The 15,440-nt window shown below is 66.2% G+C and carries 15 protein-coding genes; 8 read left to right on the forward strand and 7 right to left on the reverse strand.

All coding sequences use genetic code 11. The features are described 5' to 3' along the window. The first annotated feature begins 334 nt into the window (after positions 1-334). From ACS7SF_RS13405 to ACS7SF_RS13415, 3 genes are all read left to right on the forward strand, one after another. Positions 335-1,321 carry a DUF6685 family protein gene (locus tag ACS7SF_RS13405; protein WP_439890242.1) on the forward strand — a complete coding sequence of 329 codons (987 nt, stop codon included), beginning with the start codon at positions 335-337 and terminating at the stop codon, positions 1,319-1,321. A gap of 143 nt (positions 1,322-1,464) precedes the next feature. Beyond that, positions 1,465-1,839, forward strand: coding sequence for a hypothetical protein (locus tag ACS7SF_RS13410; protein ID WP_439890243.1), 375 nt, complete (start codon positions 1,465-1,467; stop codon positions 1,837-1,839). Positions 1,840-1,925: 86 nt separating this feature from the next. Then, positions 1,926-4,100: a TonB-dependent receptor gene (locus tag ACS7SF_RS13415; protein WP_439890244.1), complete on the forward strand. Its 2,175-nt coding sequence runs from the start codon at positions 1,926-1,928 to the stop codon at positions 4,098-4,100. 398 nt (positions 4,101-4,498) lie between these two features. Here ACS7SF_RS13415 and ACS7SF_RS13420 read toward each other — a convergent pair whose 3' ends face one another. Together ACS7SF_RS13420 and ACS7SF_RS13425 are read right to left on the reverse strand one after the other, a co-directional pair. Continuing rightward, the gene (locus ACS7SF_RS13420) at positions 4,499-5,140 is read right to left on the reverse strand and encodes a hypothetical protein (protein ID WP_439890245.1); all 642 of its coding nucleotides are present in this window, start codon (positions 5,138-5,140) and stop codon (positions 4,499-4,501) included. A 133-nt stretch (positions 5,141-5,273) separates the two neighbouring features. Next, a complete protein-coding gene (locus ACS7SF_RS13425; protein WP_439890246.1) occupies positions 5,274-5,858 on the reverse strand; it encodes a hypothetical protein in 585 nt (194 codons plus the stop codon). A gap of 180 nt (positions 5,859-6,038) precedes the next feature. Here ACS7SF_RS13425 and ACS7SF_RS13430 point away from each other — a divergent pair, with 180 nt between their 5' ends. Next, a complete protein-coding gene (locus tag ACS7SF_RS13430) occupies positions 6,039-6,272 on the forward strand; it encodes a hypothetical protein (RefSeq protein WP_439890247.1) in 234 nt (77 codons plus the stop codon). Then, positions 6,269-6,475 carry a hypothetical protein gene (locus tag ACS7SF_RS13435; RefSeq protein ID WP_439890248.1) on the forward strand — a complete coding sequence of 69 codons (207 nt, stop codon included), beginning with the start codon at positions 6,269-6,271 and terminating at the stop codon, positions 6,473-6,475. Before ACS7SF_RS13430 ends, ACS7SF_RS13435 begins: the two co-directional genes overlap by 4 nt. 28 nt (positions 6,476-6,503) lie before the next feature. On the opposite strand, the gene ACS7SF_RS13440 is transcribed toward ACS7SF_RS13435, so the two are convergent. Continuing rightward, the gene (locus tag ACS7SF_RS13440; RefSeq protein WP_439890249.1) at positions 6,504-6,875 is read right to left on the reverse strand and encodes a hypothetical protein; all 372 of its coding nucleotides are present in this window, start codon (positions 6,873-6,875) and stop codon (positions 6,504-6,506) included. Between the two features lie 194 nt (positions 6,876-7,069). On the opposite strand from ACS7SF_RS13440, the gene ACS7SF_RS13445 reads away from it, so the two are divergent. Continuing rightward, entirely contained in the window at positions 7,070-8,533 is a 1,464-nt protein-coding gene (locus ACS7SF_RS13445) for a PLP-dependent aminotransferase family protein (RefSeq protein ID WP_439890250.1), read from the forward strand. A 5-nt stretch (positions 8,534-8,538) separates the two neighbouring features. Here ACS7SF_RS13445 and ACS7SF_RS13450 read toward each other — a convergent pair whose 3' ends face one another. From ACS7SF_RS13450 to ACS7SF_RS13465, 4 genes are read right to left on the reverse strand one after another with little or no spacing between them, the layout of a single operon-like run. After that, a complete protein-coding gene (locus tag ACS7SF_RS13450) occupies positions 8,539-9,225 on the reverse strand; it encodes a PqiC family protein (protein WP_439890251.1) in 687 nt (228 codons plus the stop codon). Next, on the reverse strand, positions 9,222-10,865 hold the full coding sequence (locus ACS7SF_RS13455; protein ID WP_439890252.1) for an intermembrane transport protein PqiB: 1,644 nt from the start codon (positions 10,863-10,865) through the stop codon (positions 9,222-9,224). The genes ACS7SF_RS13450 and ACS7SF_RS13455 overlap by 4 nt, the downstream gene beginning before the upstream one ends. Continuing rightward, complete coding sequence (locus ACS7SF_RS13460; protein WP_439890253.1) at positions 10,862-11,590, reverse strand: paraquat-inducible protein A; 729 nt, start codon at positions 11,588-11,590, stop codon at positions 10,862-10,864. The genes ACS7SF_RS13455 and ACS7SF_RS13460 overlap by 4 nt, the downstream gene beginning before the upstream one ends. Continuing rightward, the gene (locus ACS7SF_RS13465; protein ID WP_439890254.1) at positions 11,587-12,411 is read right to left on the reverse strand and encodes a paraquat-inducible protein A; all 825 of its coding nucleotides are present in this window, start codon (positions 12,409-12,411) and stop codon (positions 11,587-11,589) included. Before ACS7SF_RS13465 ends, ACS7SF_RS13460 begins: the two co-directional genes overlap by 4 nt. A gap of 230 nt (positions 12,412-12,641) precedes the next feature. On the opposite strand from ACS7SF_RS13465, the gene ACS7SF_RS13470 reads away from it, so the two are divergent. After that, positions 12,642-13,130 carry a hypothetical protein gene (locus ACS7SF_RS13470; RefSeq protein WP_439890255.1) on the forward strand — a complete coding sequence of 163 codons (489 nt, stop codon included), beginning with the start codon at positions 12,642-12,644 and terminating at the stop codon, positions 13,128-13,130. Positions 13,131-13,611: 481 nt separating this feature from the next. Next, positions 13,612-15,414 (forward strand): methyl-accepting chemotaxis protein, encoded by a 1,803-nt coding sequence (locus tag ACS7SF_RS13475; protein ID WP_439890256.1) that lies wholly within the window; start codon positions 13,612-13,614, stop codon positions 15,412-15,414. Positions 15,415-15,440 lie beyond the last annotated feature (26 nt).

Genomic DNA, 15,440 nt, shown 5'->3' on the forward strand with positions numbered 1-15,440 from the left:
ACTGAATCACTGAAATGGGTCGGTGCTTGTCATGCCCTGCGGGCGCATCGCGTCGTTGCAAATGCTCGCAATAGCCGGCTATTGCTGCGCTTTGCGCCTAGCGCTGCATCCCGCATGGCATGCCCTTCACCTCCCATTTCAGTGATTCAGCGGACACAAGCCCCTACGAGTCATGTGTATTTTTCTTAACACGAAGTTCAAAAATGTTCATGGCGCACCCCTCTAAAGTGGGGTACGGTTGAGTCGTTGGTTTTTACATTGCTGAACAATCGCCACACATTCAGAGCGAGGTCGGCAATTCGCAAACAAACGATTCAGTCTTCCGGGGGGTGACATGAACGTTTCCAATTGGCTGCATGCGGCGTCGCACTGGGTACACCAGTCGCGGGCCTTCAACGTCACGCAATCCGTGACGGACCATCGCACCGAGCGCGACGCGCTCTCGCACTGGAAACTCGATATCTGGCACAAAAGCGTGCCGTTTCTGTTTGAAGCTGGCGTCGCCGAGCCGGCGCACCAGTTGTTTCCCAAGCATTTGCCGCACGCCGACTGGGTGGATGCGCTGCACCACCACCTGAGCCAGCTCGTGGGCGTGCGCCGCGAACATCGCAAGATCGACATCCGCGCGGTAACGGGCCTGGCGCAGTCGCCGTGCTCGGTGCATTCGTTTCCGAGCATGCTGGTGTTTGCGCATCAGCATTGCCGCCGCATTCCGCACAGTACCGATGCCGACTTTGCCGCCAACCGGCGCCACGTGTTCCGCTACGCAGATCAGGTCAATGTGTTCCGCGCCTACGATTTTGCCGGCGGCGAGCTGTTCTACATGAACGAGTGGGGCGCGCACCATTTCGCTGCGCTGGCACTGCAGGCCCGCACACAGAATCGCGAGCTGCTGGTCGATGCCGAGGTGCGCCATGCGCGCTCCGCGCTGGGGCTGCGCCGGCTGCTGGATGACTTCTACGTGATTGGCGCCCGCCGCCAGGGCCAGCAGCGCTACGGCACGCGGCTGTCCGAGGCATTGGCCAACCACCAGGTGCCGCACCGCTGGATGCACGGCCGCCGTGAGACCGAAGGCTTCGAGCTCTGCTTCCTGCCCAAGGCCGACCACTTCGCCCGTTGCGTGGGCGAGCAGCTCGTGCGCGATGGCTGGTTCGACTACGGTGCCTGGCTCGCCGGCCTGCACGATGCCACTGAGGTCGGCGCCCCCGCACAGCGTGCCGAGGGCACCCGCAAGACCCGCCCGAACTGGAAGCGCGTGACGGTGCCGAGCCTGGGCGTGCCGACCGGCCTCATGCCGGGCTTCGCGCACACGCGTTTGTAATACACGGAAGCTAGGGTTGCGGATTCTGCCCTCCACCTGACGGATTGCTGAATCCGGCGGCTGGTGTCAGAATTCGCAACTTAGTTGCATTGGCGTTCGCAATATCGGGGTGATATTGCGCGCCAGCATCTACGCTCCCGACTGTGCGTCCCTTCCGCTCCTCCTTCCTGCATGTGCGCTGGCTGGCTTGCCTGCTGGCTGTGCTGCTGCTGTTCGGTCAGCAGGGCGCGCTGCGGCATGCGCTGTCGCACTGGGGCGAGTGGAGCACCGGGGCATCGGTTGAGTTCAACACTGCGGCCAAGCCCGCCAGTGCAGAGCGTGGCAGCCAGCCCGCACAGGAACACGCCGCGTGCTTGCAGTGCGCGGCTTTTGCCGTGCTCGCGGCAGCATTGCCGGTGCTCATGGCGCTGCGCCTGTCGCATACGCGGCGCTGGCATTTTCCCCATGTCCGTTTTCGTGCGGCGACACCGGTGTTTCCGGTGGCCGTGTGTTCGCGCGACCCGCCATTCCTCCTTTGATTCCTGCTTTGCCGCTGGCGTGCCCGCTGTGTTGATGCGTGCACGCGCCGCTGTTTGACGCATCTGCTCGATTCAAAGGTTCTTTCATGATTCCGTTCCAGCCCCGCAAGCTGGTGATGGCGCTGGCCGCCGTCCTGCCCTCCGTTGCTGCCGTTTCTGCGTTCGCGCAGGAGGCCGCCACGCCCGCCACCACCACCACGTCCCCCGCGCCCGCGACCAACGTGCGCGATCTCAGCGAAACCCGCGTCACTGCCAAGCGGCTGGACGCCGCGCGCAACGGCCTGTCGCCGGATACCGGCAGCTCCGTCTACAAATTCGATACCGACGACATCGCCCGCCTGCCGCTGGGTGATGCCACCCCGCTGAACCAGGTGCTGCTGCAGGCGCCAGGGGTGGTGCAGGATTCCTATGGCCAACTGCATGTGCGGGGGGACCACTCCAACCTGCAGTACCGCATCAACGGGGTGATCATCCCCGAGCCGATCAGCGGGTTTGGGCAGATGCTCGACACGCGCTTCGCCAACCAGATCAACGTGCTGACCGGTGCGCTGCCGGCGCAGTACGGCTATCGCACCGCAGGCGTGGTCGACATCACCACCAAGGGCGCCGCCAACGATGAAGACGGCGAGCCCAAAGCCATCAGCGGCGAGATCGGCACGGTGCTGGGCAGCAATGCCACGCACGAGGTCAACGCCCAGATCCAGGGCCAGAAAGACCGCTTCAGCTATTACCTGAGCGGTGTGTTTGCCGAAAACAACCTTGGCATCGAGAACCCCACCGGCAACCGCAACGCCACGCACGACCACACCACGCAGAACAAGTCGTTCGGCATGCTCTCGTACCTGCTCGACAACGACAGCCGCGTGAGCTTCATGTTCGGCACGTCCAACAGCCGCTTCCAGATTCCGACGCGGCCTGGGTTGCAACCGCAGTTCACGCTGGATGGTGCCGTGCCGCCGGCCTCGGAAGCGCTCAACGCCAACCAGCGCGAGAAGACCGACTTCCAGATCCTGACGTATCAGCAGAAGGTGTCGCCCAAGCTGGACTACCAGGTGTCGGTGTTCCGCCGCGCCAGCCGCATCGACTACACGCCCGACCCGATTGGCGACCTGGTCTACAACGGCGTGGCGGCCGACATCACGCGCCGCAACGAGGCCTACGGCCTGCAGGGCGATGCCAGCTACAAGCTGAGCGACAAGCACACGCTGCGCGCTGGCGTGTTCGTGCAGCGCGAGCGCTTTGTGGCGGACAACACATCGAGCGTGTTCCCCGCCGACGACACCGGTGCGCAGACCAGCGGCACGCCGTTCACCATCGTCGATAACCACAGCGGCAGCGGCACGACCCTGGGCGTGTATCTGCAAGACGAGTGGAAGCCCACCGACAAGCTGACCGTCAACTACGGCGCGCGCTACGACCACGTCAACACCATCGTCAGCGAGCAGCAGTTGAGCCCGCGCCTGGGCGTGACGTACGACCTGACGCCGCGCACGCGTGTGCATGCCGGTTACGCGCGCTACTTCACGCCGCCGCCCACCGAGAAGTTCGATACCACGTCGGTGCAGGCCTTTGCCGGCACGACGAATGCGCTGCCGTCGGACGCCAACACGGCGGTCAAGTCAGAACGCTCGAACTACTTTGACCTGGGGGTCTCGCACCAGCTCACGCCGCACCTCACGCTGGGCCTGGATGCGTACTACCGCGACGTGCGCCATCTGCAGGACGAAGGGCAGTTCGGCAATGCGCTGCTGTATTCGGCGTTCAACTACGAGCGTGGCCGCATCTACGGGCTGGAGGGCAGCGCCAACTACCGCAATGGCAACTTTGGCGCGTACCTCAACATGGCCGTGTCGCGCGCGCAGGGTAAGGGCATTGAGACGGGCCAGTTCAACTTTGGTGCCGACGAACTCGCCTACATCAACAGCCACTGGGTCAACCTCGACCACGACCAGCGCCTGACCGCGTCGGCCGGCGTGTCGTACAAGGTTTGGGGCACGACGTGGATGGCCGATGCGCTGTTCGGCACCGGCCTGCGCAATGGCTTTGCGAACACGAACCACCTGCCGGCGTATTGGCAGGCTAACCTGGGCGCCGCTCGCGACTTCAACGTGCCGATGCTCGGCAAGTTCAAGACGCGGCTGACGGTGCTGAACATCTTCGACCGCAGCTATCAGTTGCGCGACGGCACGGGGATTGGCGTGGGCGCGCCGCAGTTTGCGCCGCGCCGCACGTTCCTGCTGTCGGTCAGCAAGCCGTTCTGAGGCGTCGCCCGCCCGGGTGCCGGTGGCGGAGGTGGAGGACCCGGTGATGGGGCTCCGACACCCGCCATCGGTGCCGTGCGGACCGTGGTTGGACCTTCGGGGTCCGGCAACGCCAGTCTGGGCTGCGTTCATGCTCAAAAAAGCTGCATTCACGCCGGTCTGAGGTCCGACAACGCCAGTCTGCGGCGCGTGAATGCCTAAAAAAGCAGCATTAACGGCAGTCTGGGGTCCGTGAATGCCTGTCCGAGGTCCGTGAACGCGCCAAAAAGGGGCGTTCACGGATGTCGACGGCGCGATGGCCGGCGTCCAGGGCTCAGCCTTGTCTGTTGGAGGCGGGGCAGCGCGGGTCCACCGCGCGCTACCCGAAGAGCGGCGGTCGCCGGGGCGCGCCGCCACCCTTACATCGGCGGGACGAGACCGTCCTTGCCCACCAGCACGCGCTGCGCCGTCAGGGCGCCTTGCGCATCGGCGCGCACGAACAGCACGACATGGGCGCCGGCCTTCAGCTCATCGCGGCGACCCGGCGCGAAGGTGACGATCGGCACCTCGGGCGGCACCACGATGCGTTGTTCCCCGTCCTTGTATTTGACCGACAGCGTGCGGCCCTGCGTGCCGCTCACGCCCGTGACGGCGCCGGCTTGCTCGACCGTGCCGTTGGTCATGGTGCTGTTGGCGCCGAGGTCGTATGGGCGATGGCCATCCCCCGTGCCGCGCATGGCTTCCGGAAACACATGCACTTCCAGCGCGCGCAACGTGCCGTCGGGCTGCTTGACGGCGGCTGTGCCGATATAGCTGCCGGGCTGGATGGCTGAGGGTTCCGTCGGCGCGATTTGCGTGACGGTGAGATCGGCGGGCAGTGCCACGGTGGCCTTGTTACCGGCGGTGTCGGTCACATCCAGGCTGTTGCCGTGCGCGGCGGTGATGGTGGCACGCACACGCGCGGTTGCCGGCTGGCTTTGCGCGGAGACGGCCAGGGGCAGGGCAGAGGCCACTGCAACCACCAGCGCGGCCGCGCGGAACGAGAAACGTTGAAGTGTCATGGGGAGAAGGGGGCGGGTTTAGCCCAAACGTGGGCAGGCGGCCCGATGCCTGGCGCCCAACTGAGACGCGCGCGCAACGGTCCGCCGCCAGTGTAGGCCCGCTCGCAACAACGCGCTGAGCGGGCCCGAGTCGCTACTCGCGATGCTTGCCGGGCACGCCGCGCCCCTTGTTCGTCGGCCGGCTGCGGCGCATGTTGTCGGACCAGTCGGTGCCGCCGGTGGGCGAGCGCAGCGGCAGGTCGCGCGCGCCGGGTTGGTGGTCGATCGGCGTGTCGTCGAGGTCTACGGCATCGGGCGCATCGGCGTCGTCGTTTTCGCCGGCCAGTTCGGTGGCGTGCTCGAACTGGGCGTCGTCGATGGGGCTTTCGGCATTCGGATCGTTCAGATCGTGCACGGCGTCGGGCATCAGATCGCCGCCTTCGCGGATGACGGGCTCATGACCGGCGGCAAGGCGCTCGCCGGTGCCCGTGGAATCGGTGTCGCTGTCGAGGTTGGCGTCGCCCAAGTCGGCGCCGGCGGTGCGGTTGGCGGCGTTGCCGTGCGGGCGGACAGCTGGGTCCTCGTCAAAGCGGTCTTCCACGTCGCTGCCCAAGCCCGGGCCGCCGACCACGTCGCTGCCCGAATCCGAGCTGTCGGACGGGCCGAGTGCGTCGGTCCCGTGGCCCTTGCCCGTCTGGGCCGGGGATTCGCCGGTGCGATACAGATTGCTGGTTGCCATGTGAAGTCTCCGTGCGTGCTGCGCGCGCTTGGCGCGATGCTGTCTGCGCAGCAAGGCGGATACCCATACGAGCGTGGGTTCTTGCGGTGCGGCGGCGGCACGCAGGTTGCGTCCCCCTTGGGTGCGGGCCTGCCCCGTGATCCTGCTGTCACCCTGCAGTCACCGACAAGGAGCCAGACCATGAAGCAACAACCGCAGCACAAACCGACCGCCGCAACACAGTTGGACGCGGCCAAGGAACGTGTGGAAGCCGATCGCGCCGAGCGCGCCGCGATGCCGCACGGCACCAAGCAATCGGGCAAGCGCCCGGTGCAGTCGCCAGCGGAAGATGGCCGCGCCGCCGCGCATGGCGGACAAATGCCGCAGAACCAGCAGCGCCTTGGCCAGCATCAGAACAGCCGCAAACAGCCATGAGCACGCACAAGGACACCGGCAAGCACAACGGCCGACACCATGCGGATGCCCACCCCGGTGAGACGGCAAAGCGTCCGGTGGTGCCCGCGGTCCCTAGCGAAAGCGGCGTCGGCGAGGAAGACCCGGGCGACTTCGAGAACGCATCCATTCACCCCGACGACGGCAAGCATCCTGCCGGCTCACCGCACAAAGCGGGCAAATGAGCGGATAAGACGGGGACTGCGCTGGGCCTCAGCCACGCGATGTCTGGCGCGGCACCGCCCAGCCGAACAGCCACTGCCGAAGCGCAGACCAGCGCAGGCGTGACGCGGCTGCGGCAGGCAGCACGATTTGCAATTGCACGACCTTCCCCGCATCGGCTTGCAGGCCCCACCAGCCTGAGCGATCCAGCACGAGCGCGTGCCCGGCACTCAGCGGCTGATGTGGGCGCAGCGTCTGATCCGCCACCCACTGTGCGGGTTGGACCAGCGTGGCGCGGCCTTCCAGCACGATGAGCGTGGTGCCACTTGGCCACCATTGGACGCTGGCACAGCCAGCGGCGACGGCCAGCCGTTCGGGCGCTTGGTGGAGCGGGTGGGAGGGGCGGGATGTTTGCGCAGTCATGTCGATCTCCTGAACATGACTGCAGCGTAGGGAGGGCTGCCTCTGCCCAACAGACACAGACGTCAGCGCAGGGGCCGCAACAGGCGGGCCATCGTGGCGATCTGTTACGGTACAGTTTCGCGTTGTCTGTATCTGTTGCGGTTGCGGCGCTGGCGGCATGATGTGCCGGACACCTCACCGCGCTCCCGCCCGCCATGTCTGTCATCGAGTTGACCCCGCCCCCCGCGCAGCCGCTGTACCGGACGCTCGCCGACCACTACCTCGGCGCGATCCGCAGCGGGGTGCTGGCAGCGGGGCAGCGCATGCCTTCCGTGCGGACGTTGATGCGCACGCACGGCGTGAGCCTCTCGACGGCGCTGCAGGTGTGCCGACATCTGGAATCGGAAGGCTGGCTGGAAGCGCGCGAGCGCTCGGGCTACTTCGTGCGCCAGCCGCGCCGGGCCTTGCTTGCACCGGTGAAGGAGCCGGAAGTCGCCACGCCCGATCCCGCTGCCTATGTGGGCGTGCATGCGCGCGTGTCGGCCATCGTGGCGCGCGGGCAGCATGCCGATGTGCGCATCGACCTGGCGGGCGCTACTGGGGCGGCTACGCTGTATCCGTCTGCCGCGCTCAACCGGGTGGCTACGCAGGTGCTGCGCCGTTACCCACTGTTGCTCACGGAAGCGGTGACGCCCAACGGGCATCCGGAACTGCAGACCGCCGTGGCCCGCCGCGCGCTCGACATGGGCGTGCAGATTGCGCCGGACGAGGTGATCGTCACGCACGGCTGTATCGAGGCACTGAATCTGGCGCTGCGCGCCGTGACCCAGCCGGGCGACACGGTGGCAGTGGAATCGCCCACCTACTACGGGTTGCTGCAAGTGCTGGAAAGCCTGGGGCTACGCGCCGTGGAAATTCCCACCAGCCCGCGCACCGGTATGTCCATCGAAGCATTGGAAATGGCGGTGCACGCGTACGGCAACATCCGCGCGGTGGTTGTGGTGCCCAACTTGCAGAACCCACTCGGCAGCATCATGCCGGACGCGGCCAAGCGGCGCATGGCGGCCTTTTGCGATGCCAACCGCATCGTCCTGATCGAAGACGATACCTACAGCCCGATGGCCGACAGCCCCACGCCGCTGAAGGCCATCAAAGCGTGGGACCGCACGGGCAACGTGATCTACTGCGCGTCGTTGAGAAAGACGGTGGCGCCTGGCGTACGCCTGGGCTGGGTGATCGCCGGGCGTTGGCATGAGCGTGTGCAGATGCTGAAGTTCGCGCAGTCGCGGCCGAACGATTCGTTGCTGCAGGTCGTGGTGGGGCGCTTTGTTGCCTCGGGGGCGTATGACCGTCACCTCCGCACCTTGCGCCAGACCATGCGCGAACAGCGCGAGCGCATGGCGGAGTCGATTGCGGCGAGCTTTCCGGCCGGCACGCGGCTACTGGTGCCGGCGGGTGGGTTCGCGATGTGGGTGGAACTGCCACCCAATGTGTCGTCGATGGCCTTGTTCGAGGCGGCGCTGGCGCGCGGCATCCGCATTGCACCGGGGACGATGTTCTCGAACCTGAACCGCTTCGACCACTTCTTCCGCATCTGCTTCGGGCTGCCGCCCTCGGCCAATCTGGAAGCCGCGCTCACCACGCTGGGCGAGCTGACGGCGCAACTCGCCAACGCCTGATCGGGCTACCGGCAACCCGCCGGGGCGGACGCGTGCGACTCCAGCGCGAGCACGCTCTGCGCGATCTGCGCAGACCACTGCTGCACCACCTGCTGCGTTGAAGACACGACAGGGTCAACACTCGCGCTTGCGTCCGCCGCCACTGGTGCCGTCAACGTGGTCTGGCAGGCGAGGGCGGGAGCTCCGCCTGTGCCCGGCATGCCCGGTGCACCCGCCGAGCCCGGTGTCGCCGCATCGCGTGTCACGCGCCAGGCCACCAACGCCGCCACGCTCTGGCCGGGGCGTGCGTCGTAGCTGGGCATGTCGGCCGTGATGCGATAGAGCGGCACGCCAGCCGGCACCACGCCACCCCCCACATCCACGGCAGACAGCGCGCCGGCCAGCTGGGCCGACAGCGCATCGCGCAACTCCGAACCGAACGGCGACGCCCAGCGCTGCTGCTCCAGCGCCTGCACTTCGCTGTCCGACGTGCGCAGCACGATCTGCGGCTTGTCCAGGCGATCGGGCACGCGCACACCTGCGAGGCGGAACGCACGCAGGAAGCGTTCCGCGTTCGTGGCCGCCGGCCGCACCGACAGCGTATGCAGCGTCGGCTCGGGCGAGGCGCATGCCGCCATCAGCGCGGTGGCCGCCAATGCGCCGGCCAGTCGAAGGGAAGACAGTGTCATCGTGGTCATGTTCGCCCGGGTCATTGCGCGTCCTTGGACTTGCCCCGGATCAGCGATTCCGGGTGGAGTTGCAGATAGTCGGTCAGCACGCGCACCGACGCGGCGGCCTTGGCGACCTGGTCCAGCGTGTCGCGTGCATCGCGCTGCAGCGGGGCGTCTTCCCCGAAGACCTGGCGTGCCGCGTTCAGCGTGCGGCGCGCTTCGGCCAGCGTTTCCTTCATCTGCGGAGCGAGGTCGCTGTTGACCGTCTTGGCCAGTTGTTCCGTCTGCTTGAGCGTGGCATCGAGCGAGCCGAGCATTTTGTGGACGTCTTGGCCGATCTGCTCGAACGGCACCTTGTTGAGCTTCTTCACGATGCCCGCGATCTGGGCTTCGATGTCGTCGGTCGGGTTGTCGGCGGTCGGGAAGACGTAGGCGCCATCACGGTCGCGCACGCCAAAGCGCGGCGGTGTCTTGCCGCGTTCTGCCGGGTCGATGAAGTCGAGGTTCACGAACTGCTGGCCGGTCAGCAGGCTCGCGCTCTTCAACTGCGCGCGCATACCGTTCTGGACGAGCACGTCGAACTGCGTGCGCACGTCTTCCTCAGCGTGGTCGGCGTTGTCTTCGCGGATGTCCATGCCAAAGCGTGTCGGGTACAGCGTGGCCGTGACCGGCAGCACGAACTCGTGGCGCTTCTTGCTGTAGTGGATGCCGATCGATTTGATCTCGCCCACGTTGATGCCCTTGAATTCCACCGGCGCGCCCACTGTCAGGCCGCGCAGCGAACGGTGGAAGTACATCACCACGGTCTGCGAGATGTGCTCCGGGTCCTTGAGCGCCTGGGTCTCGTTGTGCATGAGATCGAAGGTGGCGTCCTGTGCGGCCGGCTCATGGTCCGCGCCTTCTGGCGTCTGGAAGGCGATGCCGCCCAGCACCACCGTCAGCAGCGATTGCGTGTCGACCTTCAGGCCATTGGCGTCGAGCTTCAGGTCGATGCCGCTGGCGTTCCAGAAGCGAGTGCCGCGCGTGATGAACTTGTCGAAGGGCGCGTTCACGAAAATCTGCAGGCTCACGCCCTTGCCGTCGGCGTCGATGTCGTAGGCGGTGACCTGCCCCACGCGCACGCGGCGGAAGTACACCGGCGAGCCGATATCGAGCGAGCCGATGTCCTGCGCATGCAGCTTGAACTGCTTGCCCGGCGTGTCGGCATAGATGGCGGGCGGCGTATCCAGGCCCTTGAATTCGGATTTCTTGTCGTGCGAGCGTCCGCCATCCACGCCGATGTAGGCGCCGGAAAGCAGCGTGCCCAGCCCCGAGATGCTGCCGGCGGCCACGCGTGGGCGCACCACCCAGAAGCGCGTGTCGGATGCGGCGAAGGCCTTGCCGTCGTGCGTGAGTTCAATCTGCACCACGGCGCCGGAGCGGTCTTCCGTCAGGCCCACGGCCTTCGCCACGCCGATGTCGACACTCTTGTATTTCACGCGCGTCTTGCCGGCTTCAATGCCCTCGGCCGAGCTGAAGGTGACGCTCACCAGCGCACCGCGCGCCAGGATCACGCGGGCCATGAGCGTGCCGCCCACCAGCAGCGCGACGATCGGCACCAGCCAGATCAGCGAGGGCAGCCAGCGCTTGCGTTTGGTACGGCGCGGCGGAGGAACGGTCTCTTGATCAGCAGGGGCGGTCATGCGTCGGTCTCTTCGGGATCGGGCTCGTCGATGGCGTCCCAGATCAGGCGGGGGTCAAAACAGCGGGCGGCGAACATGGTCAGCACCACCACGCCGGCAAACGGCCCGACACCAGGGCCGGGCTTGATGATGGCCAGCGTGGACAGGTGTACCAGTCCCGCCAACAGCGTCACCACAAACACGTCGAGCATCGACCAGCGGCCGATCGCCTCGACAATCACATACAGGCGCGTGCGCAGGCGTGGGTTCCAGTGCCAGCGACGCTGCACCGAGAGGCACAGCACGGCGAGGATGCCCAGCTTGGCCAGCGGCACAAAAAAGCTGGCGATAAACACGATGATGGCCAGGTGCCACGAGCCCGACGTCCACAGATAGACGATGCCGCTCATGATGGTGTCCTGCTGGCTGCCGAGCAGCGTGTCGGTAATCATGACCGGCAGCATGTTGGCCGGCAGGTACATGGCCATCGCGGCAATCAGCAGTGCCCAGCAGCGTGCGAGGCTGTCGGGCTTGCGCACATGCAACGGCGACAGGCAGCGTGGGCACACGGGCGCTGGCGTCGCGGGTTCGGGCACATCTTCGTGGGTGAGTACGGCTTGCGTGGCGGCCTCGGCGTGGGGCATGCGCGCCAGCAGGCCGCAGCGCTCGCAGGTGGCGAGGCCACGCGCGGCGGCACGCAGCGGGCGCGCCGGTTGTGCCGGGGCGGGACTCGTTGTGGCGCTCATGCGCGGTCCTCGCCGTTGGGTGCTTCACCAGGGCGAGCCGCCACATCGAGGCCGGTGGGCGCATCGACGTGCGTGCGCGGTGGCAGCGTCAGGCCGATCTCGCGCCAAAACGGCCGCAGGTCAATCGACAGAGCGATGGTCAGGAACACCGTGAGCGCGGCAAATGCCCACAGGCCCGCATCGGCTTCGAGCGACACCATGTGCGCCACCTTGATGAGCGCCACCACCACGCCCAGCATGAAGATCTCGATCATGGCCCACGGCCGGATCATGGCCGCCGCACGCAGCACGAGCGCGGCGGAGGGATGCTGCCGCCCGCGCACCCGCGCGACCAGCAGTGGCGCCAGCACCGACATGTACATCAGCGGAAACAGCACGGTGGTGAGCGCCACGAGCACGGCCGCGAACACCATGCCGTAGTCGTACAGCGCCTCGATGGCGCCCCACAGCGTGGTGGCGTTGCGATTGCCGCCACCGTCCATCTCGGCAATCGGAAAGACGTTGGCCACGACGTAGACGATGATCCCCGTGATCAGCAGCGGCAGCAGCACCGACAGGCGCTCGCTCTGGTTGCGGTACAGCTTGACGCCGCAGCGCGTGCAATGCGCCTCTTCATCCAGCGCGATGACCTCGTGCCGATGCAGGGTGTCGCAGTGCTCGCACGCGATCCAGGCATCCGGATCGCCGGGCAAGGGCTGCGCAACCGGCGCGCGCGGGCGATCGGAAGGGGCGCCCGATGCGTGGTCCGACGCCAGCCCGGGCAGGGCCGCGCGCCATGACTTCGGCAGCGGGAAGGGGAATCTCACGTTGAACAACTCCATCGTTGGCCCGGGCGGATGGGCGCCGGGTGCGGGCGATTATACATACAGCGATGAATGTATAGGCCGGGCGTAGCGATTCGCCACGCATTGTGACGTAGGGCCTCACGCACCCATAGCACGGAACGTTCTAGACCCACTGCTGGCGCCAAAGTGCTGGGCCCACCACCAGGTGAAGGCGGAACGGCCCTTGCTCATTGCTGAGGGTTGTTTCTCAATCTAGGAGCTCTCTCATGACCGCATTCCGAGTCTCTTCTCTCTTGGTGGCTTTGGCGCTGGCAGGCGGCGCTGGTGTGGCCCACGCCCAAGCGGCAGGCGCACAGTCCAACAGTTCCGCCACTGGCTCAGGCATGGCGCCCACGGGGCCCACTGCAACGGATAGCACCGCCACCGACAGTACCGGCTCAGCCTCGGCCGATACGAACGCCAATGGCAACCGAGGGTCCTCGCGCAACCGCGGTGCTGCCGGCGCCCAACGGCGCGGTGGCTATGGTGGTAACGCCAACGATTCGACCGGCGCGGCAACGTCGGGCGGCGTGATGGGCGGCAGCACCGGAACCGGCCCGGGCGCTCCGGGTACAGGTACAGGCGGCGCGCCGGGTACGGGCGGGATTGGTGCCCCCGGTGGTGGAGGCAACAGCGGTGCGGCCGGCGGCACGGGTGCTGGTGTAGGCGGTGGTACTGGGGTCGGTGCTGGTAGCGCGGGTGGGGGCAGCCGATAGTTCGGTGCCCCACGCCGGCGTTAGTGCAGTTGCGCTGCGTGATGCAGCAATGATCTTCGATGGACGTTTGGATGAGTAAATAGCCCGGGGGCACAACGAGGTGGTTCGCAAACGTTGACGTCTCCGAGTAGTAAAGCAACAGCTTGCGAGCGAGAAGCGCGATGTGCCGTCCGGATCGGGCCTCTGCCTTGCATCGCGCGGATCGCCTGGCACAGGCTGGTGTTGTGTCCTCAGGTGTACGAGTGTTTGTCCCAGTCTGCAGTGCAGCATCAAGCAGTTCGACTGCACTGTGCGACTGTCCTGCGCGCGCTTGTAGGGCGTTGCCTGCAGGGGCAACGTGACAAATCCATGGAACGTGCGCGACATCGGGCTTCAGATTTCCTTGGCACGGCCGTTTCTTGTTCGACGGCAGGACCAACAAGGTCGTGTGCCGCATGCCTTACATGGTGGAATCCCTGCCATGGGCTTCGTAGGAAACCATATGCTTGCATCCATTCGTACCCGAATTTTGCTGACCTGCGTGGCTATCGTGGTCGGCGCACTGACGTTTGCTGGTGGTCTTAACTACCTGGTTACGCGCTCGTACAACGACGCATCCATCCAGCAGAACCTGCAGTCTGTCGCGCGCGGCCACATCGCTGGCATTGACGACTGGGTCGCATCCAAGTCCCAGATGATGGTCGCCCTGCAGGCCACGGCGCTGTCTGCCGACCCGATCCCGGTGCTCAAGACCGTGCGTGACGCGGGCGGCTTCATCAACGTGTATGTCGGCTACCCCGACAAGACGTACAAATTCTCTGACCCCGAAGGCATTCCGCCCACCTACGACCCGACCGCGCGCCCCTGGTACAAGCAGGCCGTGGACGCCGGCAAGCCGGTGGTGACGCCACCGTATGTGAGCGCGAGCACCGGCAAGCTGGTGGTGACCTTTGCCGTGCCCATCCTGGAAGGTGGCAGCCTCAAGGGCGTGATCGGTGGCGACGTGGCCATGGACAGCGTGATCGCCAACGTGAAGGCGATCCACCCGACGCCGGCCAGCTTCGGCTTTATCGTCAACGCAGCCGGCAAGATCGTTGCACACCCGGACGATAAGTTGACGCTCAAGCCCGCCACCGATCTGTCGGCGGGCTTGAATGAAGTGACGCTGGCGACGCTGGCGCAAGCCGACAAGCCCACGGAAGTGGCGGTCGATGGCGCCGCCAAGCTGCTCTGGCGCCAAGGCGTGAAGGGCACCGACTGGGGCCTCGTCGTGGCACTGGACAAATCCGATGCGACCGCCGGCATGCGTTCGCTGGTGATGACTTCCGCCGGCGCCCTGGTGGCGGTGGCCATCGTGGCAGCGCTGATCGTCGGTGCGATGACTGCGCGTGCGTTCCGCCGCCTGTCGCTGATCCGCGATGCGATGGACGACATCGGCTCGGGCAGCGGTGACCTGACGAAGCGCCTGCCGTCGGATGGTGAAGACGAAGTCGCGCAGATCGCCCGCTCGTTCAACACGTTCGCCGACAAGCTGACGGCGGTGATGCAGCAGATCCGCCTGGGTAGCGATTCGGTGCGCTCGGCCGCGCAAGAAATTGCCGCCGGCAATGCGGACCTCTCGCAGCGCACGGAAGAACAAGCGAGTTCGCTGGAAGAAACCGCATCGAGCATGGAAGAGCTCACGAGCATCGTGAAGCAGAACGCCGACAACGCACGTCAAGCGAGCCAGCTCGCCGTGACGGCATCGGATGTGGCCACGCGCGGTGGCGATGTGGTCGGCCAGGTCGTCCACACCATGGGTGGCATCAACGAGAGCAGCAAGAAGATCGCCGACATCATTGGCGTGATCGAAAGCATCGCGTTCCAGACCAACATCCTGGCGCTCAATGCCGCGGTGGAAGCCGCACGCGCTGGCGAGCAAGGCCGCGGCTTTGCCGTGGTCGCGAGCGAAGTGCGCAGCCTGGCGCAGCGTTCAGCCGGCGCGGCCAAGGAAATCAAGGCGCTGATCAGCGATTCGGTGGATCGCGTCTCCAACGGCACGGCGCTGGTCGATCAGGCTGGCGTGACCATGGCCGAGATCGTTGACGCGGTGAAGCGCGTGACTGACATCATGGGCGAGATCTCGGCCGCGTCGGAAGAGCAGAGCAGCGGCATCGAGCAGGTCAACCAGGCCGTCAACCAGATGGACCAGGTGACCCAGCAGAACGCCGCGCTGGTCGAGCAGGCCGCTGCCGCTGCGGAGTCACTTGAGGAGCAAGCCCACAACCTCAACGAGGCCGTGGGGCAGTTCCGACTCTCGCACTAAGTCCGCTAAACGTACGCAGTTGCAGT

This window comes from Ralstonia sp. 25C, from assembly GCF_051904805.1.
In the GTDB taxonomy this organism is placed as follows: Bacteria; Pseudomonadota; Gammaproteobacteria; order Burkholderiales; family Burkholderiaceae; genus Ralstonia.